Here is a 19371-nt window from a genome sequence, read left to right as displayed (position 1 = left end):
CTCGCCGCGCTGCGGCTAGGGTCGCGGCATGACTCGTCGTGCTTTCAAACATCTGACGCTTGCCGTCCTCGTTGCCGGTGGCGTTTCCGCCTGTAACGCCCTTGGTGGCGTTCATCTGAATTCGCAGGTCCTGCAAGGGCTGGGCAGCGGCGTGCAGATGGAGCCGATGACACCGCGGTCCCCGGATGCGCCGCCGTCTGTCGAGACAGAGGAACTGGCCGCCCCCAGCGGGCAATCCTGGTCGTCGCCGGCCTCCACGCAGGAGGCCATTCGGCCGACCCCGCAGGCCGCCCCTGCGACCGCGCCGCAGACCACCGCCGCAGCAGCGCCGCAGACGACGCAGGCACCGGCTGCCGCACCGCAAACCAGCGCGCCCGCGCCCGTGGTGGCGTCGGCGCAGTCGTTTGTTGGCCAGAAAACCACCGTTGCAGGTCTGGGTGATCCCGGTCGCGATGGGTTGTGGATGGAAACACCGCTGGTGTCCTCGCGCCGCAATGCCCGCCTGACCGCGCCGAACGGCAAATCGGTTGTGGTGACGCTGGAGCCGATCTCCGGTTCCGCCGGTCAGGGCAGCCGCTTGTCGATCGACGGCATGCGCGCGCTTGGCCTGCCGCTGACGGAACTGGTGGAGATCCGGGTCGGCCCGGTCTGATCCCGGGGCCCAGTTTGCTCCCGAGGTACTCCCGGGATCCGGTCTGCCCCCGGATCAGGTCAGGTATCTTGCCGCTTCTTTGCGCGCAAAGGCTTTCATCTGATCGCCATGTTCCGCCAGGAAGGCGCGGGTGCGGTCCGCGTCATGTTTCGACAGATCCCGCAGCCACCAGCCGATAGCCTTCTGGATGAACCAGTCGCGGTCTTGCACATAGGTCGCTGCCCAGCCGAGGATGCGCGCGCGCGTGGCTAGATCCGCAGGTTTTGGATTGGACAGCTTGGCCCAGGGCAAGGTGGAGACCAGCGCCGCACGGCGGCTCCACATATGGTCCGATGTGGTCCAGGCTTCGACCACATCCAGCCGCGCCGGGTCGGCCTGCAACCGCTTGGAAATAGCCGAGGCCGCGTGGTCGGCAATCGCCCAGCTGTCGAAATCGGGAACCCAGGTTTGCACAAGATCCCAGACCGCCGTGTCCGGCTTGATCCGGGCCTGTGTCAGCAGCTTGGCCGCAAGAATGCGCGCTTCAAAGATGTCACTGGCCCAGAGGCCTGCGGCAAGATCCACGCGCGCCTCAATATCCAGCTGCCCGCGCCAGTCACGCGACAGCGTGTTGAGCACCTCATTGCCGACACCCAGAACCGTGCGGCTCTGTTTGTGATAGGCGATCATCTGATCTGCGCGCCCCGGTTCAACCTGCGCCCGGAGCGCGTCCAGCGCCGCGTCCGGCGTCATTCCACCGTCACCGATTTGGCGAGGTTGCGCGGCTGGTCCACATCCGTGCCTTTGGCAATTGCGGTGAAATAGGCGATCTGCTGCGCCGGAATGGCATAGAGGATCGGCGCCAGCGCATCGGGCACCTGTGGCATGGTGATGACCTCGGCTGTGCCGTCAGAGGCTTCGCGCGCGCCATCGGCATCGGTCACCAGCACCACACGCCCGCCGCGTGCCATCACCTCCTGCATGTTGGAGATGGTCTTTTCAAACAGCGCATCACGCGGTGCCATCACGATCACCGGTACGCTGTCATCAATCAATGCGATGGGCCCGTGTTTCAGCTCGCCCGAGGCATAGCCTTCGGCGTGGATATAGCTCAGCTCCTTGAGCTTCAGCGCGCCCTCCAGTGCCAGCGGATAAAGCTGACCGCGCCCAAGGAAGATAATATCGCGTGCCCCCGCCAGATCGCGCGATGCCGCAGCGATCTGTGCTTCAGACGCCAGCGACTGATGGATCAGACCGGGCAGGGCGCGCAGGTCGGCGGGCATGCCCTCGGGCAGGGGCAGACCGCGATCCTGCGCCGCCTTGAGCGCCAGCATCAACAGCACCGTCAACTGGCAGGTGAAGGCCTTGGTCGAGGCCACGGAGATTTCCGGGCCTGCGTAGATCGGCAGCACCACATCGCTTTCCCGCGCAATGGAGCTTTCGGGCACATTCACCAGCCCGGCAATGACATCCGCCTTGTCCACCATGTAGCGCAATGCGGCCAGCGTGTCGGCGGTCTCGCCAGACTGCGAGACAAACAGCGCCAGCGTGCCGGGGCTGACGGGCGGTTCGCGGTAGCGGAATTCGGAGGCCACATCGACCTCGACCGGCAGGCGCGCAATGGTTTCCAGCCAGTATTTCGCAACCATACAGGCGTAGTAGGCCGTACCGCAGGCGACCAGAGACAGGCGCTCGATCTTGCTGAAGTCCAGCCCCTCGGGCATCTGGATCTCGTCGCTGTCGCTCAGATAGGCCTTCAGCGCCTTATCAACTGCAACCGGCTGTTCGGCGATTTCCTTGGCCATGAAGTGCTTGTGGCCATCCTTGTCGACACGGGCGTTTTCCAGCTTGATCTGGCGCATCTCGCGGTTGGCGAGGTTGCCCTTGGCGTCCCAGATCTCAAGGCTCTGGCGGGTCAGGACGGCAAAATCGCCCTCTTCGAGATAGGTGATCTGATCCGTCAGCGGGGCCAGCGCAATCGCGTCCGAACCCACATACATTTCGCCATCACCATGGCCCACCGCCAGCGGCGAGCCCTTGCGCGCGGCGACCATCAGATCCTCTTGACCGTCAAACAGGAAGGCCAGCGCAAAAGCGCCGTCCAGGCGCGCCACGGTTTTGCGCGCGGCCTCCGTCGCAGAGGTGCCGTCACGCATGTAGAATTCACACAAGAGCGCCACGGTCTCGGTATCGGTTTCGGTGACAAAGCGGATGCCATGACCGGCAAGCTCGTCACGCAAGTCCTTGAAGTTTTCGATGATGCCGTTGTGAACCACTGCCACGCAGCCTGCCTGATGCGGATGCGCGTTGGATACGGTCGGCGCGCCATGGGTGGCCCAGCGGGTGTGGCCGATGCCGGACTTCCCACGCAGCGGATCATGCACCAGAGCATCCGAGAGGTTCACCAGCTTGCCCACCGCGCGGCGACGGTCCAGCCGCCCGTCATTGACCGTGGCAATGCCGGCGCTGTCATAGCCGCGATACTCCAGCCGTTTCAGCGCTTCGACCAGAATGGGCGAAACCTCATGAGTGCCGAGCACCCCAATAATACCACACATAAAATCTATCCTTTGGCCTTCGCCGCTTTTTTCGCGCGCAGCATATCCATCAGTTTGCGCGCGCGGCCGGGTTTGTTTGTCTGCTGGGCGCGTGCAATGGCAAGATCCCCGTCATCGACGTCCTTGGTGACGATGGTGCCGGTTGCGGTCATCGCCTCATTGCCGACCTTCACCGGCGCCACCAGACAGGTGTTGGAGCCGATAAAGGCCCGCGCGCCGATCTCCGTGCGGTGCTTCATCACGCCATCATAGTTGCAGGTGATGGTGCCCGCGCCGATATTTGTCGCCTCGCCCACAGAGGCATCGCCGATGTAGCTCAGGTGGTTGACCTTGGCGCCCGCCGCGATTTCGGCGTTTTTGATCTCAACGAAGTTGCCCACATGGGTGTCCTCGGCCAGTTCCGCGCCGGGGCGCAGGCGGGCGTAGGGGCCGATCTTGGCGCCACGCGACACATGACAGCCTTCAAGATGCGAAAACGCCCGGATCAATGCGCCGCTCTCAACGGTGACGCCGGGACCAAAGACCACATTGGGTTCGATCACGCTGTCGCGCCCCACGATGGTGTCAAACGCCAGATAGACCGTCTCTGGTGCCATCAGCGTGACGCCGAGGTCCAACAGCTCCGCCCGTGCGCGGGCCTGAAAGACCGCATCCGCGGTGGCCAGGTCGGCGCGGGAATTGATGCCGAGCGTCTCGTCCTCGGGGCAGGTCACTGCCGTCACCGCAAGCCCGTCCGTGCGGGCCAGCTCCACCAGATCGGTCAGGTAATATTCGCCAGAGGCATTGTCATTGCCGACCTTATCAAGCAGGCGGAACATGACCTCCGCATCGCAGGCCATCAGGCCCGAATTGCAGAAGGTGATCGCGCGCTCGGCCTCGCTTGCGTCCTTGAACTCCACGATTTTCTCAAGGCTTTCGCCGTCCATGATCAACCGGCCATAACGTGCGGGATCCGCCGCCTCAAAGCCAAGGATCACCAGATCAGCGCGGCTGCGGGCGGCAATCATGCGCTCCAACGTGTCTGCCGACACAAACGGCGTGTCGCCATACAGCACCACCACATCGCCCTGAAACCCCTCAAGCGCCGCACGGGCCTGAAGGACGGCGTGACCGGTGCCGAGTTGCTCTTCTTGCAGAACCACCGTTGCATCCGGGTCGATTTCGGTGGTGGCGGCGCTCACCAACTCTGCCTTGTGCCCAGCCACGACCACCGAGCGATCCGGGTCGAGCGCACGCCCGGCGCGCATGGCATGTTCCAGCATCGGGGCCTGGGCGATCGGGTGCAGGACCTTGGGCAGGTCGGAATTCATCCTGGTGCCTTTGCCTGCGGCGAGGATGACGAGGGCTGTGCTCATGGGGTCTTTCCCTTTGGGGTCTTGTTGCCCCCGTTTTATCCGCTAACAGTGGGCGTGCAAGGTGCTGGACCATAAACTTCGGTTGCGACTTGCAATATGTGACGGCGAAATCGCGCCGAAAAAGGAGATTTTGATGCGGACGGTGATCTTTGACCTCGATGGCACCCTGGCCGATACCTCTGTCGATTTGCTGGCGGCGGCCAATCACTGCTTTGGGGTCATGGGGCTGGGCGACATGCTGACCCACCCCGAGGACGCCAAGATTGCCCTGCGTGGTGGCAAGCGGATGCTGACCGAGGGGCTGACCCGTGCGGGCCAGTTCAAGGACGCCACGGTCGAAGAATACTATCCCGTGCTGCTGGAGGCCTACCGCGATGGCATCGACACGCATACGGTGATGTATCCCGGCGCAATGGACGCGGTCGAAGCGCTGAAAGCGGCGGGCTACGGCGTCGGCATCTGCACCAACAAACCCGAGGCGCTCGCCGTGGATCTGATGCAGCGTCTTGGCGTGCGTGATGCCTTTGCCTCCCTTGTCGGGGCAGACACCTTGCCGGTGCGCAAACCGGACCCCCAACCGCTGTTCGAGGCCGCGCGCCGGGCCGGGGGCGCGCCTGAGATGTGCGTGCTGATCGGGGACAGTGACACAGACCGGGAGACCTCGAGGAACGCCGGGGTGCCCTCGGTGCTGGTGACATTTGGTCCGGCCGGGCCGGACATGGCGGCGCTCAACCCCGAGGCGCTGCTGGATGATTATGCCGATCTGCCCGCCGTCGTGACCCGGCTGATCGGGCGCAATGCGGCGGCCTGATCCGGACGCGCGGCGGCGGGCTAGGGCGTCATCACATCCTTGCGCGCAAAGCTGGCGTCTGCGGTGGTCAGATCGTCATAGATCAGGCGCACCTTGACCGATTGCACCGAACCACCGGCGAAGCTGCGAAACGGGTCGCCATCACCGCTCTTGATCGCGCCGGGGGATCCTTCGTCCGCGTGACAGTCTGGCATCGGCCAGACCTCGAACGGGCCATCGTTGATCGCCACGTCGATCCGCGCCAGCCCGCAGCGCCAGGCCCACAGATGGGTGACATAGACCAGATCCTGACCCCCGAACTCCCGCACCGCGATCCAGTTCGCCTGGGTGGCCTGAAGCACCGGCTTGACCTCGGTCGCGGTCAGGAAGCGGCCGGTGATCTCTTGCGGTTCGGCCTCCAGACCGGAGAGATCCTGCGCCAAGGCAGTGGTCCCGGCCAAGGCAAACAGAGCGGTGCTGAAAACTGTCAAAACGGAACCCATCGGGCATGTCCCTTTTCGTCGCTGTTGCGTCCTGTGTCCTGGGGCGGCTTCTATGCTCGCGCCCGGCCTCTTTGGTGCACCATTGCAGCGGGAAAGAAAAGCCGAAGTGCAGCCTGCGAGTACCCGACGCCAGCGATCAAGGGGCGCAGAGCAGAATCTGCCACAGGCGCTCCAGCGGGCCGTGTTCCAGCGTGTCGATGATCTGCGCCAGCTCGGTTGCGCTGCGTTGCCCCAGCACCGGATCAGCCAGCGCGTGGAATTTGGCGTGAAGCTCGGCGGTTGTCGGCGGGGCAGTGTGGTCCCAGCGCGGCTCCATCCGGGGGCTGCGCAGCCGGGTCCCATCCAAAAGCATCACCTCCACCGTGGCGAAGCGGCGCAGCGGGAAGGCGGCATTGGCGGCGTCGCTTTCCTGCATGATCAGGGCGCGCGACAAGCGCAGGACCTCCGGATCGTGCAGGGCGTCCCCGACAAGATGCTCCGGACGGACATCCCCATGTACCAGCGCCACCGCGCAGGGGAAGGAGGTCGAATATTGCGCCGCCTCCGTGGAGGTTGGGGCGTCTGTGGCGAGGCGCAGGCTTTCATGAAAGGTGGTGACCTCGATCCGCTGGACCTGATCCGCTGTCAGCCCATGGGTGCGGCGCAGATGCAGCACGGCTTCGACCGGGGCCTGCGCCCAGCGACACACCGGGTAGGGTTTGTAATACTGCTCCAGCGCGTACCAGCGCTGGCCGAGATCGGCCCAGTAGGCGGGGGCCTCTTCGACCGTGAGCGCCGGGGCGCCGGTAAACCCCGCCTCTGCCAGCATCACCGCCGATGCCCCGCACATGGCGCCCCAGCCGGCGCCATCCTTGACCATCGTGGGGTGGTCGATACAGCGCATCATCTGGCTGCGCGGGCCGTGATATTCGGCAATGCCGAGGGCGTGGCGCGTGGTTGCCGGGGGCAGGCCCGCCAGCTCTGCCCCCACAAGCGCGCCGGTGACCGCCCCCCAGCTGCCCGATGTGTGGTAGTCCGGGGTTGTTCCGTGCTGGGCCATGGCGGCGCGGGCGCCAAACTCATAGCCCGCCACCAGCGCCCGCAAAAGCGCAGCCCCATCGGCCTCATGTGCGTGGGCAAAGGCCAGGGCCACCGGCATCATCGGTGCCGCGATATGCCCCTTGGCCGGGTTGAAGCCATCGTGCCCATCCAGTGCATCGATGGTCATGCCGGCGGCGAGCGCCCAGCCCGGCAGCGACACAGGCCGGCCGTCGAACAGCATCGGCAGCGCGCCCGGCATCGCGGTCGCGGCAAAATCGCGCGAGAGCTGACTGGCCCGCATCGACAGCCCGCCCAGCGCGATGCCGAGCGTATCCAGCAGCGACAATTTGACCTGCTGCTGCACCGCGGGCGGGATAGCATCGAGGGTCAGGTTCTGAACCCAGGCGAGAGGCGCGGAGGTGTTCTGTGACATGGAGCAAGCCTGCGCTCTCTGGGCGGGGCGCACTGTTCGCTCCGCGACATTTTCCTGCCTGTTCCGGACGTGGGCCCGCGCGCGGCTCTTGATGTCCAGGCCTGGCCGGTGGGGTGACGCTCTTGACCTTGCACCTGCGGCGGCGCATGACTTTGCCCATGACAGAGCGTTTCACAGGCAATTTCACCCAGCAGGAACCCCTTCCGGATGCGGCCATCGCGGCGGCGCTGGAGGTGATGCAGCATGGGCGTATCCACCGATATAACCTCGCGGGCGACGAAGCGGGCGAAGTGGCGCTGCTGGAGCAGGAGTTTGCCGCGCAGATGGGGGCCAAATACTGCCTTGCGGTGGCTTCGGGCGGCTATGCTCTGGCGACGGCACTGCGGGCGCTGGGGGTGGGGCACGGGGACAAGGTGCTGACCAATGCCTTCACGCTGGCGCCGGTGCCGGGGGCCATTGCGTCGGTGGGGGCAGAGCCAGTGTTTGTCGGCGTGACCGAGGCACTGACCATCGATCTTGAGGACCTTGAGACCAAACTGGGCACCGCCAAGGTCCTGATGCTGAGCCATATGCGCGGCCATTTGTGCGACATGGACCGTCTGATGCAGATCTGCGATGGCGCGGGTGTGACGGTGATCGAGGATTGCGCCCACACGATGGGGGCGGCCTGGAACGGCGCGCCGTCGGGGCGGCACGGGCGGATCGGTTGTTATTCCTGCCAGACCTACAAACATGTGAATTCCGGCGAGGGAGGCCTGCTGATCACCGACGATGAGGAGGTTGCTGCGCGCGCGATCATGCTGTCGGGGTCCTACATGCTCTATTCCCGCCACCTGGCCGCGCCTGCGCCCGAGGTGTTTGAGCGCGTCAAATACGAGACGCCGAATATTTCTGGTCGTATGGACAACCTGCGCGCCGCCATCCTGCGGCCGCAACTGCGCGATCTCGACACCCAGGTGGCGCGCTGGAACGACCGCTATCGCAGGTTGGAGGCAGGTTTGCGCGACACGCCGGGTCTGACGGTGGTCGAGCGGCCCGAGGCGGAGACCTATGTGGGCTCCTCGATCCAGTTCCTGCTGCTTGACTGGTCCGCCGAGGCGGTTCAGGCGGTGCTGTCTCGGTGTGCGGCGCGTGGGGTCGAGCTGAAATGGTTCGGTGGCGCGGAGCCGGTGGCGTTTACGTCGCGCTATGACAGCTGGCGCTACGCACCGGCACAAAGCCTGCCCGAGAGCGACCGCATCCTTGCCGGCATCATCGACATGCGGGTGCCGCTGACCTTCAGCCTGGAGGATTGCGATCTGATTGCCCGCATCATCCGCGCCGAGGTCAGTGCCGTCTGGCAGGCCGGCGGCTGACACGCCAGACGGTCACATTCCTGATTGAAGAGGACCTTAGCGGTGTCGCCCTCCTGACGGAGCGCGACGCAGGTGAGGTTTTGCGCTTTGCTGTGCAAATCGCGGTGGAGCGCGCCCGCACCCTGGGTGCGGGCGCGCTCGGCCCAACTGGACCGGATGCATGTATCATGCAGAGGGGACGGGCGGGAGCCACCCCGAGACTGCACACATCACTGGACTTGACGAATGGGATCCTATTTGCCAATAAATGAACAAGTGTTCAGATAATCAGAGTGACTCGAACGCGACTGGCTCGGGAGGAGACGCGCAAATGTTCAACGCAAGCATGACATTCGATCTAGGCGAGGACGTGAACGCCCTGCGCGACATGGTGCACCGCTGGGCGCAAGAGCGCGTCAAGCCGATGGCGCAGGAGATCGATCAGAAGAATGAATTCCCCGCCGACCTCTGGACAGAGATGGGCGAGCTGGGCCTTCTGGGGATCACCGTGGATGAGGAATATGGCGGTGCGGGCATGTCCTATCTGGCGCATACCGTCGCGGTCGAGGAAATCGCGCGGGCCTCGGCTTCGGTGTCGCTGTCTTACGGCGCGCATTCCAACCTCTGTGTCAACCAGATCAAGCTCAACGGCAATGCCGAGCAAAAGGCAAAATACCTGCCGCGTCTGATTTCCGGCGACCATGTGGGCGCGCTGGCAATGTCCGAGGCCGGGGCGGGTTCCGACGTTGTGTCGATGTCGCTGCGTGCCGAAAAGCGCAATGACCGCTATGTTCTGAACGGCAACAAATACTGGATCACCAACGGTCCTGACGCCGACACGCTGGTGGTCTATGCCAAGACCGATCCAGAGGCGGGCTCTAAAGGCATCACCGCCTTCCTGATCGAGAAGGAATTCAAGGGGTTCTCCACCTCCAAGCATTTCGACAAGCTCGGCATGCGCGGGTCGAACACCGCCGAGCTGGTGTTCGAAGACGTCGAAGTGCCGTTCGAAAACGTGCTGGGCGAGGAGGGCAAGGGCGTGCGCGTTCTGATGTCCGGTCTGGATTACGAACGCGTGGTGCTGGCCGGCATCGGCACCGGGATCATGGCCTCCTGCATGGATGAGATGATGCCCTATATGGCCGAGCGCAAACAGTTCGGCCAACCCATCGGGAACTTCCAGCTGATGCAGGGCAAAATCGCCGATATGTACACCGCGATGAACACCGCGCGCGCCTATGTCTATGAGGTCGCCAAGGCCTGCGACAAGGGCACGGTGACCCGTCAGGATGCGGCGGCCTGCTGTCTCTACGCCTCCGAGGTGGCGATGACGCAGGCGCATCAGGCGGTGCAGGCCTTTGGCGGGGCGGGCTATCTGAGCGACAACCCGGTGGGTCGGATCTTCCGCGATGCCAAGCTGATGGAGATCGGCGCGGGCACATCGGAAATCCGGCGCATGCTGATCGGGCGCGAACTGATGTCGCATATGAGCTGATGCGGATCGCCTACTGGATCCCGATTGCGGTGCTGGCGGTGGTGCTGGCCGGGATCGGGTTTCGCTATGGCATCATGCGGCAAGGCATCACCGAGTCCGATGTGATCACGCTCTACGCGCAACAATACCTTGCCGATCACGCGGCCTCCGGTGGGGCCGGGATAGCGCGGATCAGCGACTGCGCGGCGCGACCGGCCGAGGGGATCTGGGCCTGGCTGGTGATTACATGCCGCCCGGAGGGATCCGCGTCTGATGCCGGATTTCGCTACACGGTCAACTGGTTGGGCGGGCTGATCGACCTGGAGGCGCCGGGGCAGACACCACCTGCCACGCCGCAGGCCTGACGGCACATTGGACAGAGCCGGACGGCGTTGGGCAAAGCGCCAGACGGGTCCGAAGCGGGAACGAAAAAAGGCGCCGCAGGCAGGCGACGCCACTTGGATCGAAAATCGCCGGGCGGGCCGCGCCCACCCGGCAACTGCAAAGGATCAGAAGCGGTGCACGTAAGAGACACCCACAGTGATCGGATCAATCTCGGCGGTGCCGATGGAGGCGCCGTTCAGCTTGGCGTCGGCGTCGATATCCATGTAGCGCACGTTCAGACGCAGCGCGCCCTGCTCGGAGATCTTCCAGTCCGCGCCCACGGTCGCGGCGAGACCAAAGCTGTTGTCCAGATCCAGACGCCCCAGCGGGGTCTCTTCGGAGAAGAAGGTGGTGTAGTTCACACCCAGCCCAACAAAAGGCGTGATCTTGCCGTTGGTGGGGATGTGATAGACCATCGACAGGGTCGGCGGCAGGTGCTTGGTGGAGCCGACATTGCTGCCGCCAAGCGCGATGTCATGTTCGAACGGCGACGCCGCCAGCAACTCGATGCCGAGGTTGTCGCGGATGAAATACTCCGCCGTGAGCGACAGTTGGGTGTCGTCGTCAATCGTGGCCGCAGCACCGGCGAGGGTGCCATTGTCGGATTTGGGGTTCACGTTGATGATCCCGACACCAAAGGTCCAGTCGCCCTGCGATTGGGCCATGGCAGGGGCGGCAAAGCTCGACGCGGCAACGCCCAGTGCGAGGGCGGAAACCAGAGTTTTCATGGGGGAAATCCCTTCTTCAATCAGTACGCCGCGACAGTGCCACGTCCGGCGCGCGACATCTCTGATCCAGATCAAATTGCCCCTGCCTTTCCCTTTGGAAAGACTGGGGAAAACCGCATATCAGCTATGCGCTACGTGCAGGGTTAAACATGACCGAGAGACGCATCATTCCGGGGCTGACAGAGGCAGGCGCTTGGGACATTCCTGAGCGGCTCAATATGGCCGCACAGGCGATGGATCACGCGGGTGATAAACTGGCGATTATAGACCTAACCTCCGGGACGCGTCGTGATGTGAGCCATGGTGATCTGGCCGTGATGGTCGATGGTCTGGCGCGCGCATTGGTGCAACGTGTCGCTCCCGGTGATCGGGTTGGCGTGCTCCTGTCTCAGTCGCCGTGGTGTGCGGCGGCGCATCTGGCGATCTGGAAGATCGGCGCCATTTCCGTGCCGCTCTTTAAACTGTTCCAGCACGATGCGCTTGCCAACCGGGTCGAGGACGCGGGCGCGCAATATGTGCTGACCGACCGGGAGGGCGCGGCACAGCTTGGCAATCTGGCCGAGCCGCTGATCGCCGCAGAGATTGGCGTCGAGGGCGATCCGGTGCCCTTTGCCGATACTGGTCCTGAGGACCCGGCGGTCATTATCTATACCTCCGGCACCACCGGCAAACCCAAGGGAGCCTTGCACGGGCACCGGATGCTGACAGGGCACCTACCGGGCGTGTCGATCAGTCACGACCATCTGGGCCAGCCCGGTGATTGTCTCTGGACGCCTGCGGATTGGGCGTGGATCGGCGGGCTCTTCGACGTCGCCATGCCGGGGCTTGCGCTGGGCGTACCGGTGGTGGCCGCGCGGCTTGATAAGTTCACGCCAGACACCTGCGCCGAGGTGATCCGCTTGGGCGAGGTGCGCAACGTCTTCTTTCCGCCCACCGCCCTGCGCATGCTGAAAGCGGCGGGGCAGGGGCTTCGGGCCTTGCGTTCCGTGGCCTCCGGCGGAGAGCCCCTGGGCGCGGAGATGCTCGCTTGGGGCCAGCGTCACCTGGGCGTCACCATCAACGAATTCTACGGCCAGACCGAATGCAATATGACGGTGTCCTCCTGTGGCGCAGATTTCCCCGTGCGCCCCGGCTGCATCGGGAAACCGGTGCCGGGGCATGTGGTCGATGTGATCGACGCAGACGGCCAGCCCACGCGTGAGGAAGGCGATGTGGCGGTGCGCCGTGGTTCCGGGTCCATGATGCTGGAATACTGGAACCGCCCCGACGCCACCGCCGAGAAGTTTCACGGCGACTGGCTGGTGACCGGGGATCGCGGCATTTGGGAGCAGGGCTATCTGCGCTTTGTGGGGCGTGAGGATGACGTGATCACCTCTGCCGGTTACCGCATCGGCCCCTCCGAGATCGAGGATTGCCTGCTGACCCACCCGGCCATTGCCACCGTCGGTGTGGTGGGCAAGCCCGACGCCCTGCGCACCGAGATCGTCAAGGCCTATGTGGTGCTGAAGCCGGACCACGCCCCGAACGAAAAAGAGCTGCAAGATTACGTCAAAGAGCGCCTTGCCAGCTATTCCTATCCCCGCGAGATCGCCTTTCTGGAGGCCCTGCCGATGACGGTTACGGGCAAGGTGATCCGCAAAGAATTGAAACGCCGCGCGGCGGCGGAAGTGGAGGACTGATCCAATGAAACTCCAATCCAAGGCAATGCCTTCCTCTGAAGGTTTCAAGGCAAACAAAGCTGCTCATCTCTCCGCCCTGGCCGAGATCAGCGAGGCCGCCGAGGCCGCGCGCTTGGGCGGGGGCGAGAAATCCCGTGCCCGTCATGAAAGCCGCGGCAAGATGCTGCCGCGCCGCCGGGTGGCGAACTTGCTTGATCCCGGCTCGCCCTTTTTGGAGGTCGGCGCGACGGCGGCCCATGGCATGTATGATGGCGCAGCCCCGGCGGCAGGCGTGATCGCAGGCATCGGGCGTGTCCACGGTCAGGAAGTCATGGTGGTCTGCAACGACGCCACCGTGAAGGGCGGCACCTATTTCCCGATGACGGTGAAAAAACACCTGCGCGCCCAAGAGATTGCCGAGGAAAACAACCTCCCCTGCGTTTATCTGGTGGACAGTGGCGGCGCCAACCTGCCGCAGCAGGATGAGGTCTTTCCCGACCGCGACCACTTTGGCCGCATCTTTTACAATCAGGCGCGGATGTCCGCGAAGGGCATTCCGCAGATCGCCGTGGTCATGGGCTCCTGTACCGCAGGTGGTGCTTATGTGCCGGCAATGTCCGACGTCACCATCATCGTTAAGGAGCAGGGCACCATCTTCCTTGCAGGCCCGCCGCTGGTGAAGGCCGCCACGGGCGAGGTCGTCTCGGCCGAGGATCTGGGCGGCGGCGATGTACACACGCGTTTGTCAGGCGTGGCGGACTACCTCGCTGAGGATGACGCCCATGCGCTGGCCCTCGCGCGGCGCGCGGTCAGTCATCTCAATCGCACCAAACCACAGGGCGTGAACTGGCAGAGCCCGGAAGAACCCGCCTATGACCCCGAGGAGATCCTCGGCGTGGTGCCGGGCGATCTGCGCACGCCCTATGACATCCGCGAGGTGATCGCGCGTCTCGTCGATGGCTCGCGCTTTGATGAATTCAAACCCCGCTTTGGAGAAACGCTGGTCACCGGCTTTGCCCACCTCAAGGGCTGCCCCATCGGCATCATCGCCAACAACGGCGTGCTCTTTTCAGAAGCCGCGCAAAAGGGCGCGCATTTCGTGGAACTCTGCAGCCAGCGCAAGATCCCGCTGGTCTTCCTGCAAAACATCACCGGCTTCATGGTGGGCCGCAGGTATGAGAACGAGGGCATCGCCCGCCATGGGGCCAAGATGGTGACGGCGGTGGCCTCCACAAATCTGCCCAAGATCACCATGCTGGTGGGCGGCTCCTTTGGCGCGGGCAACTACGGCATGGCGGGGCGGGCCTATTCGCCCCGGTTCCTCTGGACATGGCCCAATTCGCGCATCTCCGTGATGGGCGGCGAGCAGGCGGCGGGCGTTCTGGCCACGGTCAAACGCGATGCGATCGAACGCCAGGGCGGCACATGGTCCGCTGAAGAAGAAGCGCAGTTCAAGCAGCCCACCATCGACATGTTCGCCGAACAAAGCCACCCGCTCTATGCCTCCGCGCGGCTTTGGGATGACGGCATTATTGACCCACGCAAAAGCCGCGATGTGCTGTCACTGTCGCTCAGCGCCGCCCTCAACGCCCCCATCGAGGACACGCGCTTTGGCGTGTTCCGCATGTAACCTCTTCTAACCTCAAATATCCCGGGGGTCCGGGGGCAGAGCCCCCGGCCGCGACGGTCCCTCAAAAGGAGCACCGCAAGATGTTCAACAAGATCCTGATTGCCAACCGTGGCGAAATTGCATGCCGGGTGATGGAAACCGCCCGTCGTCTGGGTGTACGCACCGTCGCCGTCTACTCCGATGCCGACCGAGACGCCAAACATGTGGCCCTTGCGGATGAGGCTGTCCATATCGGTCATGGACCTGCCCCGGCGGATAGCTACCTGCTGCAGGACGAGATCCTCGCCGCCGCCAAAGCCACCGGCGCGCAAGGCATACATCCGGGCTATGGGTTTCTGTCGGAAAACCCCGATTTCGTGGAAAAGGTCGAGTCAGAGGGTCTCGCCTTCATCGGCCCCTCTGCCAGTGCGATCCGCAAGATGGGCCTCAAGGACGCCGCCAAGGCGCTGATGGAAGAGGCGGGCGTTCCGGTGGTTCCGGGTTATCACGGCGACACTCAGGACGCAGGCTTCCTCGCCGAACAGGCCAAGAGCATTGGCTACCCGGTCCTGATCAAAGCGGTCGCGGGCGGCGGTGGCAAGGGCATGCGGCTGGTCGAGGACCCCAGGGATTTCAACGATGCGCTCGCCTCGGCGCAGGGCGAGGCCACCACGTCCTTTGGCAACCCGGCGGTGCTGATTGAAAAATACATCCAGAAACCGCGCCATATCGAGGTGCAGGTCTTTGGCGACGGCACATCGGCGGTGCATCTGTTTGAACGCGACTGTTCGCTGCAACGCCGCCACCAAAAGGTGATCGAAGAAGCGCCGGCCCCCGGCATGACCGAAGAGATGCGCGCCGCCATGGGGCAGGCCGCCGTGCGCGCCGCCGAGGCGATCGGCTATGCGGGCGCGGGCACGGTGGAGTTCATCGTGGACGGCTCGGACGGGCTGCGTGCGGACGGGTTCTGGTTCATGGAGATGAACACCCGTTTGCAGGTCGAGCATCCGGTCACGGAACTCATCACTGGCGTCGATCTGGTGGAATGGCAATTGCGCGTCGCTTCTGGCGAAGGGCTGCCCATGCAGCAGGACGAGCTCACCATCACCGGCCACGCCTTTGAGGCACGGCTTTATGCCGAGGACGTGCCCAAGGGCTTTTTGCCCGCCACTGGCACGCTTTCGCATCTTGCCTTTCCTGAAGGTGTGCGCGCCGACAGCGGGGTTAGGGCAGGGGACACCATCAGCCCGTGGTATGATCCGATGATCTCGAAGGTGATCGTGCACGGCCCCTCCCGCGCCGCCGCGCTGCGCCAGCTGGATGACGCGCTCGCGCGGACCGAGGTTGCCGGAACTGTCACCAACCTTGCCTTCCTTGGCGCACTGACCCGTCACGCGGGCTTTGCTGCGGGCGACGTGGACACAGGCCTGATCGCGCGGGATCTCGGCACACTCGCGGCAGCTCCAGTCGCCAAGCCCGAGCATAAGGCCGCCGCTGCAATGGCCGCGCTTGATCTGATCGAGGCGCGCCCCGAGATGGGCTTTACGCTGTGGGCCGACCTGCACCGCTCCGTCACGCTGGAATGGCAGGGCGAGCGGTTCGAGGCCACCGTCGAGGTCAACGGCCCCGACCGTCAGGATTGGACGATCGAGGGCGCGCATATCGCCGTGAACCGCATGGCCTCAGGCTGGGTGATCGGCAGCATGCCCCTGCCGCCCCTGTCGATCTGCGGCGACACGATCACGGTGTTTGATCACTACGGGCTGAGCTTTACGGTGATCGACCCGCTGGAGCGCGCCGCCGGGGCCGCCGGGGATGGTAACCTGATCGAGGCCCCGATGCCGGGCCTGGTCAAGGCGGTCTTTGCGGAGGCGGGCGCCACCGTCAAGGAAGGCGACCGGCTCGCCATCCTGGAGGCGATGAAAATGGAGCACTCTTTGCTGGCCGCCCGGGACGGTGTGGTTGCAGAAGTTCTTGCGCAAGCCGGCGATCAGGTGGAGGCTGGAGCAGCGCTGGTCCGGCTGGAGGAAGACGCCTGAGCCGCGCCCATGAACCGGGAGGAGCAAAACCCATGAAAGACCGCGTCGAGATCTTTGAGGTGGGCCCACGCGACGGGCTGCAAAACGAAAAGCGCGACATCCCCGTCGCCGACAAGGTGGCGCTGGTGGATTGCCTCAGCCGCGCAGGCTTTTCCCGGATCGAGGTGGCGAGTTTCGTGTCTCCGAAATGGGTGCCGCAGATGGCCGGTAGCGCCGAGGTGCTGGCCGGGATCACCAAGGCCAAAGGCGTGCGCTATGCGGCGCTCACCCCGAATATGCGGGGCTATGAGGACGCGCTGGCCGCGCGCGCCGATGAAATCGCCATCTTTGCCTCCGCATCCGAGGGGTTTTCACAGGCTAATATCAATGCCTCGATTGCCGAGAGTATTGAACGCTTTGCCCCCATTCTGGAGGCCGCGCGCCATATTGACCTGCCGGTGCGGGGTTATGTCTCCTGCGTGACCGACTGCCCCTATGATGGCTCTGTCGCCCCCGACAAAGTGGCCGAGGTCGCGGATCGGCTGTTCTCGATGGGCTGCTATGAGATCTCGCTGGGCGACACCATCGGCAAGGCCACACCCGACAAGATCGCCAAGATGCTGATTGCGGTCAAAGACGCCGTGCCAGTGACGCGGCTTGCGGGGCATTACCACGACACCGCAGGCCGGGCGGTGGACAATATCGACGCCTCGCTGGCGCTGGGCGTGCGGGTGTTTGATGCCGCCGTGGGCGGGCTTGGCGGTTGCCCCTATGCGCCCGGTGCGGCGGGCAATGTCGCCACCGAGGTCGTGCACGAACACCTGACCCGGCTGGGCTATGACACTGGGCTGGATGGCGATGTCCTGGAGGAGGCCGCCGCCATGGCGCGCGCTCTGCGTCCCGTTGCCGCCGATGCCTGATACTTCATCACAATAAGGACCCTTTGGCCATGTATGACACGCTAACGCTCACACGCGATGATCGCGGCGTGGCGACCCTGACGCTCAACCGTCCCGAAAAGCACAACGCCATGTCGGGGCAGATGCTGCAGGAATTGCAGGATGCAGCGCGCGCGCTGGCTGCGGACCGAAGCGTGCGTGTGGTGGTCTTGACCGGCGCGGGAAAAAGCTTCTGCGCCGGGGGCGATCTGGCGTGGATGCAGGCGCAGATGGATGCGGATGCCGAGACCCGCGCCCGCGAGGCGCGGGTGCTGGCGGACATGCTGAACCTTCTGAACACCTTGCCGCAGCCCTTGATCGGGCGGCTACAGGGCAACGCGTTTGGCGGTGGCGTGGGCATGGCCTCGGTCTGTGATGTGGCGATCGGCGTCGACAGCCTCAGGATGGGCCTCACCGAGACCAGGCTCGGCCTGATCCCCGCCACCATCGGCCCCTATGTCATCGCCCGCATGGGTGAGGCGCGCGCGCGGCGCGTGTTCATGTCGGCGCGGCTCTTTGACGCGTCGGAAGCGGTGGAGCTGGGGCTTCTGGCCCGGGTGGTTCCAGCCGACTCACTCGACGCCGCGGTCGAGGCAGAAGTGGTGCCATACCTTGATTGTGCGCCGGGCGCGGTCGCTGACGCCAAGGCACTGGCGCGCGCCCTGGGTCCGCAGATCGATAAATCCGTGATTGATTTTACCATTTCGGCCCTTGTGGACCGCTGGGAAAGCCCCGAGGCCGTGGACGGCATCAACGCGTTTTTTGAAAAACGCGCCCCCGCCTGGCGTAGCAAATAAGGGGTTTCCCGCCGCTTTGGCCGGGCCGGTCCGCACCAACTTGTCGCGCGCTAAATTCCGACAAAAACCATCAGTTTTTAAGGCGTTGTTGCGTGTCTGCCGGTCTGGTCGAGAAAGCTTTTCACATTAACTTCCCCTTGGTTGACGGTGTAGGGGGACGGGAGTAGTAACGGCCCAAGTCAACACGCCAATTGACGGTGCACGAGCAGATCTTGCCGTGTGCGCGGAAAGGAGCCACTCGTGGAAGAGATGTTGCGGGAATACCTGCCCATTCTGGTGTTTTTGGCCGTCGCCATCGGCCTTGGTCTCGTGCTTATTCTTGCTGCCGTTGTTGTTGCGGTGCGCAATCCCGACCCGGAAAAAGTCAGCGCCTACGAGTGCGGTTTCAACGCATTCGATGACGCCCGCATGAAGTTCGACGTGCGCTTTTATCTGGTCTCGATCCTGTTCATCATCTTCGATCTGGAGATTGCCTTCCTGTTTCCCTGGGCCGTCGGCTTTAAGGACATCAGCGATACCGGCTTCTGGTCCATGATGGTGTTCCTGGGCGTGCTGACGATCGGCTTTGCCTACGAATGGAAGAAGGGGGCATTGGAATGGGAGTGACAGCTGGCGCGAACACCGCGGGTGTCGACAAGGAAATGGTCACCCAGGCCCTCAATGCGGAATTGCAGGACAAAGGGTTTCTGCTGACCTCTGCCGAGGACATCATCAACTGGGCGCGCACCGGTTCGCTGCACTGGATGACCTTTGGTCTGGCCTGCTGCGCGGTTGAGATGATGCATACGTCTATGCCCCGCTATGACGCCGAACGCTTTGGCATCGCGCCGCGCGCGAGCCCGCGTCAATCGGATGTGATGATCGTTGCGGGCACCCTCACCAACAAAATGGCCCCGGCGCTGCGCAAGGTCTACGACCAGATGCCAGAGCCGCGCTACGTGATCTCGATGGGGTCCTGCGCCAATGGCGGTGGCTATTATCACTACAGCTATTCCGTCGTGCGCGGCTGTGACCGGATCGTGCCGGTCGACATCTACGTGCCCGGCTGCCCGCCCACCGCAGAGGCGCTGCTTTATGGGCTGATGCAACTGCAGCGCAAGATCCGCCGCACCGGCACCCTTGTGCGCTAAGGGCAGGAGAC

General features: G+C 64.1%; 18 protein-coding genes. 12 read left to right on the top strand and 6 right to left on the bottom strand.

Features of this window, described 5'->3' with window-relative positions; all coding sequences use genetic code 11:
- Positions 1 to 28: 28 nt before the first annotated feature.
- Positions 29 to 652 carry a hypothetical protein gene (locus tag MHM88_RS16990; RefSeq protein WP_239367732.1) on the top strand — a complete coding sequence of 208 codons (624 nt, stop codon included), beginning with the start codon at positions 29 to 31 and terminating at the stop codon, positions 650 to 652.
- Positions 653 to 706: 54 nt separating this feature from the next.
- Here the strand turns inward: MHM88_RS16990 and MHM88_RS16985 are convergent, their stop codons facing one another.
- From MHM88_RS16985 to glmU, 3 genes are read right to left on the bottom strand one after another with little or no spacing between them, the layout of a single operon-like run.
- Positions 707 to 1384 (bottom strand): DNA alkylation repair protein, encoded by a 678-nt coding sequence (locus MHM88_RS16985; RefSeq protein ID WP_239367730.1) that lies wholly within the window; start codon positions 1382 to 1384, stop codon positions 707 to 709.
- A complete protein-coding gene (glmS, locus tag MHM88_RS16980) occupies positions 1381 to 3189 on the bottom strand; it encodes a glutamine--fructose-6-phosphate transaminase (isomerizing) (protein WP_239367728.1) in 1809 nt (602 codons plus the stop codon). Before glmS ends, MHM88_RS16985 begins: the two co-directional genes overlap by 4 nt.
- A 5-nt stretch (positions 3190 to 3194) precedes the next feature.
- Positions 3195 to 4544 carry a bifunctional UDP-N-acetylglucosamine diphosphorylase/glucosamine-1-phosphate N-acetyltransferase GlmU gene (gene glmU / locus MHM88_RS16975; protein WP_239367726.1) on the bottom strand — a complete coding sequence of 450 codons (1350 nt, stop codon included), beginning with the start codon at positions 4542 to 4544 and terminating at the stop codon, positions 3195 to 3197.
- A gap of 133 nt (positions 4545 to 4677) precedes the next feature.
- On the opposite strand from glmU, the gene MHM88_RS16970 reads away from it, so the two are divergent.
- Positions 4678 to 5355 (top strand): HAD-IA family hydrolase, encoded by a 678-nt coding sequence (locus tag MHM88_RS16970; protein WP_239367724.1) that lies wholly within the window; start codon positions 4678 to 4680, stop codon positions 5353 to 5355.
- A gap of 20 nt (positions 5356 to 5375) precedes the next feature.
- On the opposite strand, the gene MHM88_RS16965 is transcribed toward MHM88_RS16970, so the two are convergent.
- Both MHM88_RS16965 and MHM88_RS16960 read right to left on the bottom strand, forming a co-directional pair.
- The gene (locus MHM88_RS16965; RefSeq protein WP_239367722.1) at positions 5376 to 5837 is read right to left on the bottom strand and encodes a hypothetical protein; all 462 of its coding nucleotides are present in this window, start codon (positions 5835 to 5837) and stop codon (positions 5376 to 5378) included.
- A gap of 136 nt (positions 5838 to 5973) precedes the next feature.
- A complete protein-coding gene (locus tag MHM88_RS16960) occupies positions 5974 to 7290 on the bottom strand; it encodes an MmgE/PrpD family protein (RefSeq protein WP_239367720.1) in 1317 nt (438 codons plus the stop codon).
- Between the two features lie 158 nt (positions 7291 to 7448).
- Here MHM88_RS16960 and MHM88_RS16955 point away from each other — a divergent pair, with 158 nt between their 5' ends.
- From MHM88_RS16955 to MHM88_RS16945, 3 genes are all read left to right on the top strand, one after another.
- Positions 7449 to 8645: a DegT/DnrJ/EryC1/StrS aminotransferase family protein gene (locus MHM88_RS16955; protein ID WP_239367718.1), complete on the top strand. Its 1197-nt coding sequence runs from the start codon at positions 7449 to 7451 to the stop codon at positions 8643 to 8645.
- 310 nt (positions 8646 to 8955) lie between these two features.
- Positions 8956 to 10119 carry an isovaleryl-CoA dehydrogenase gene (locus MHM88_RS16950; RefSeq protein ID WP_239367716.1) on the top strand — a complete coding sequence of 388 codons (1164 nt, stop codon included), beginning with the start codon at positions 8956 to 8958 and terminating at the stop codon, positions 10117 to 10119.
- The gene (locus MHM88_RS16945; protein ID WP_239367714.1) at positions 10119 to 10463 is read left to right on the top strand and encodes a hypothetical protein; all 345 of its coding nucleotides are present in this window, start codon (positions 10119 to 10121) and stop codon (positions 10461 to 10463) included. The genes MHM88_RS16950 and MHM88_RS16945 overlap by 1 nt, the downstream gene beginning before the upstream one ends.
- Before the next feature lie 144 nt (positions 10464 to 10607).
- On the opposite strand, the gene MHM88_RS16940 is transcribed toward MHM88_RS16945, so the two are convergent.
- Positions 10608 to 11210: an OmpW family protein gene (locus MHM88_RS16940; protein ID WP_239367712.1), complete on the bottom strand. Its 603-nt coding sequence runs from the start codon at positions 11208 to 11210 to the stop codon at positions 10608 to 10610.
- Between the two features lie 149 nt (positions 11211 to 11359).
- Here MHM88_RS16940 and MHM88_RS16935 point away from each other — a divergent pair, with 149 nt between their 5' ends.
- From MHM88_RS16935 to MHM88_RS16905, 7 genes are all read left to right on the top strand, one after another.
- Positions 11360 to 12889, top strand: coding sequence for an AMP-binding protein (locus tag MHM88_RS16935; protein WP_239367710.1), 1530 nt, complete (start codon positions 11360 to 11362; stop codon positions 12887 to 12889).
- A 4-nt stretch (positions 12890 to 12893) separates the two neighbouring features.
- Positions 12894 to 14498, top strand: coding sequence for a carboxyl transferase domain-containing protein (locus tag MHM88_RS16930; protein ID WP_239367708.1), 1605 nt, complete (start codon positions 12894 to 12896; stop codon positions 14496 to 14498).
- 80 nt (positions 14499 to 14578) lie between these two features.
- The gene (locus MHM88_RS16925; protein ID WP_239367706.1) at positions 14579 to 16516 is read left to right on the top strand and encodes an acetyl/propionyl/methylcrotonyl-CoA carboxylase subunit alpha; all 1938 of its coding nucleotides are present in this window, start codon (positions 14579 to 14581) and stop codon (positions 16514 to 16516) included.
- A gap of 32 nt (positions 16517 to 16548) precedes the next feature.
- On the top strand, positions 16549 to 17415 hold the full coding sequence (locus tag MHM88_RS16920) for a hydroxymethylglutaryl-CoA lyase (protein WP_239367704.1): 867 nt from the start codon (positions 16549 to 16551) through the stop codon (positions 17413 to 17415).
- 29 nt (positions 17416 to 17444) lie between these two features.
- Positions 17445 to 18230, top strand: a complete 786-nt coding sequence (locus MHM88_RS16915) for a crotonase/enoyl-CoA hydratase family protein (RefSeq protein ID WP_239367702.1) — start codon at positions 17445 to 17447, stop codon at positions 18228 to 18230.
- A 240-nt stretch (positions 18231 to 18470) separates the two neighbouring features.
- Positions 18471 to 18836, top strand: coding sequence for an NADH-quinone oxidoreductase subunit A (locus MHM88_RS16910; RefSeq protein WP_005618552.1), 366 nt, complete (start codon positions 18471 to 18473; stop codon positions 18834 to 18836).
- Positions 18827 to 19360 (top strand): NADH-quinone oxidoreductase subunit B family protein, encoded by a 534-nt coding sequence (locus tag MHM88_RS16905; RefSeq protein ID WP_239323350.1) that lies wholly within the window; start codon positions 18827 to 18829, stop codon positions 19358 to 19360. The genes MHM88_RS16910 and MHM88_RS16905 overlap by 10 nt, the downstream gene beginning before the upstream one ends.
- Positions 19361 to 19371: the final 11 nt, after the last annotated feature.

Source organism: Epibacterium sp. MM17-32 (assembly GCF_022348205.1).
In the GTDB taxonomy this organism is placed as follows: Bacteria; Pseudomonadota; Alphaproteobacteria; order Rhodobacterales; family Rhodobacteraceae; genus Epibacterium.
Note: the sequence above shows the minus strand (reverse complement) of the source record. Positions and strands in the feature narration are given on the sequence as shown.

What these genes read in the sequence shown, in the direction of transcription:
- MHM88_RS16990 (WP_239367732.1), top strand. Translation starts at nt 29, where the DNA reads ATGACTCGTCGTGCTTTCAAACATCTGACGCTTGCCGTCCTCGTTGCC.
- MHM88_RS16945 (WP_239367714.1), top strand. Translation starts at nt 10,119, where the DNA reads ATGCGGATCGCCTACTGGATCCCGATTGCGGTGCTGGCGGTGGTGCTG.
- glmS (WP_239367728.1), bottom strand. Translation starts at nt 3,189, where the DNA reads ATGTGTGGTATTATTGGGGTGCTCGGCACTCATGAGGTTTCGCCCATT.
- MHM88_RS16960 (WP_239367720.1), bottom strand. Translation starts at nt 7,290, where the DNA reads ATGTCACAGAACACCTCCGCGCCTCTCGCCTGGGTTCAGAACCTGACC.
- MHM88_RS16970 (WP_239367724.1), top strand. Translation starts at nt 4,678, where the DNA reads ATGCGGACGGTGATCTTTGACCTCGATGGCACCCTGGCCGATACCTCT.
- MHM88_RS16905 (WP_239323350.1), top strand. Translation starts at nt 18,827, where the DNA reads ATGGGAGTGACAGCTGGCGCGAACACCGCGGGTGTCGACAAGGAAATG.
- MHM88_RS16955 (WP_239367718.1), top strand. Translation starts at nt 7,449, where the DNA reads ATGACAGAGCGTTTCACAGGCAATTTCACCCAGCAGGAACCCCTTCCG.
- MHM88_RS16950 (WP_239367716.1), top strand. Translation starts at nt 8,956, where the DNA reads ATGTTCAACGCAAGCATGACATTCGATCTAGGCGAGGACGTGAACGCC.
- MHM88_RS16965 (WP_239367722.1), bottom strand. Translation starts at nt 5,837, where the DNA reads ATGGGTTCCGTTTTGACAGTTTTCAGCACCGCTCTGTTTGCCTTGGCC.
- MHM88_RS16985 (WP_239367730.1), bottom strand. Translation starts at nt 1,384, where the DNA reads ATGACGCCGGACGCGGCGCTGGACGCGCTCCGGGCGCAGGTTGAACCG.
- MHM88_RS16925 (WP_239367706.1), top strand. Translation starts at nt 14,579, where the DNA reads ATGTTCAACAAGATCCTGATTGCCAACCGTGGCGAAATTGCATGCCGG.
- MHM88_RS16915 (WP_239367702.1), top strand. Translation starts at nt 17,445, where the DNA reads ATGTATGACACGCTAACGCTCACACGCGATGATCGCGGCGTGGCGACC.
- glmU (WP_239367726.1), bottom strand. Translation starts at nt 4,544, where the DNA reads ATGAGCACAGCCCTCGTCATCCTCGCCGCAGGCAAAGGCACCAGGATG.
- MHM88_RS16935 (WP_239367710.1), top strand. Translation starts at nt 11,360, where the DNA reads ATGACCGAGAGACGCATCATTCCGGGGCTGACAGAGGCAGGCGCTTGG.
- MHM88_RS16920 (WP_239367704.1), top strand. Translation starts at nt 16,549, where the DNA reads ATGAAAGACCGCGTCGAGATCTTTGAGGTGGGCCCACGCGACGGGCTG.
- MHM88_RS16930 (WP_239367708.1), top strand. Translation starts at nt 12,894, where the DNA reads ATGAAACTCCAATCCAAGGCAATGCCTTCCTCTGAAGGTTTCAAGGCA.
- MHM88_RS16940 (WP_239367712.1), bottom strand. Translation starts at nt 11,210, where the DNA reads ATGAAAACTCTGGTTTCCGCCCTCGCACTGGGCGTTGCCGCGTCGAGC.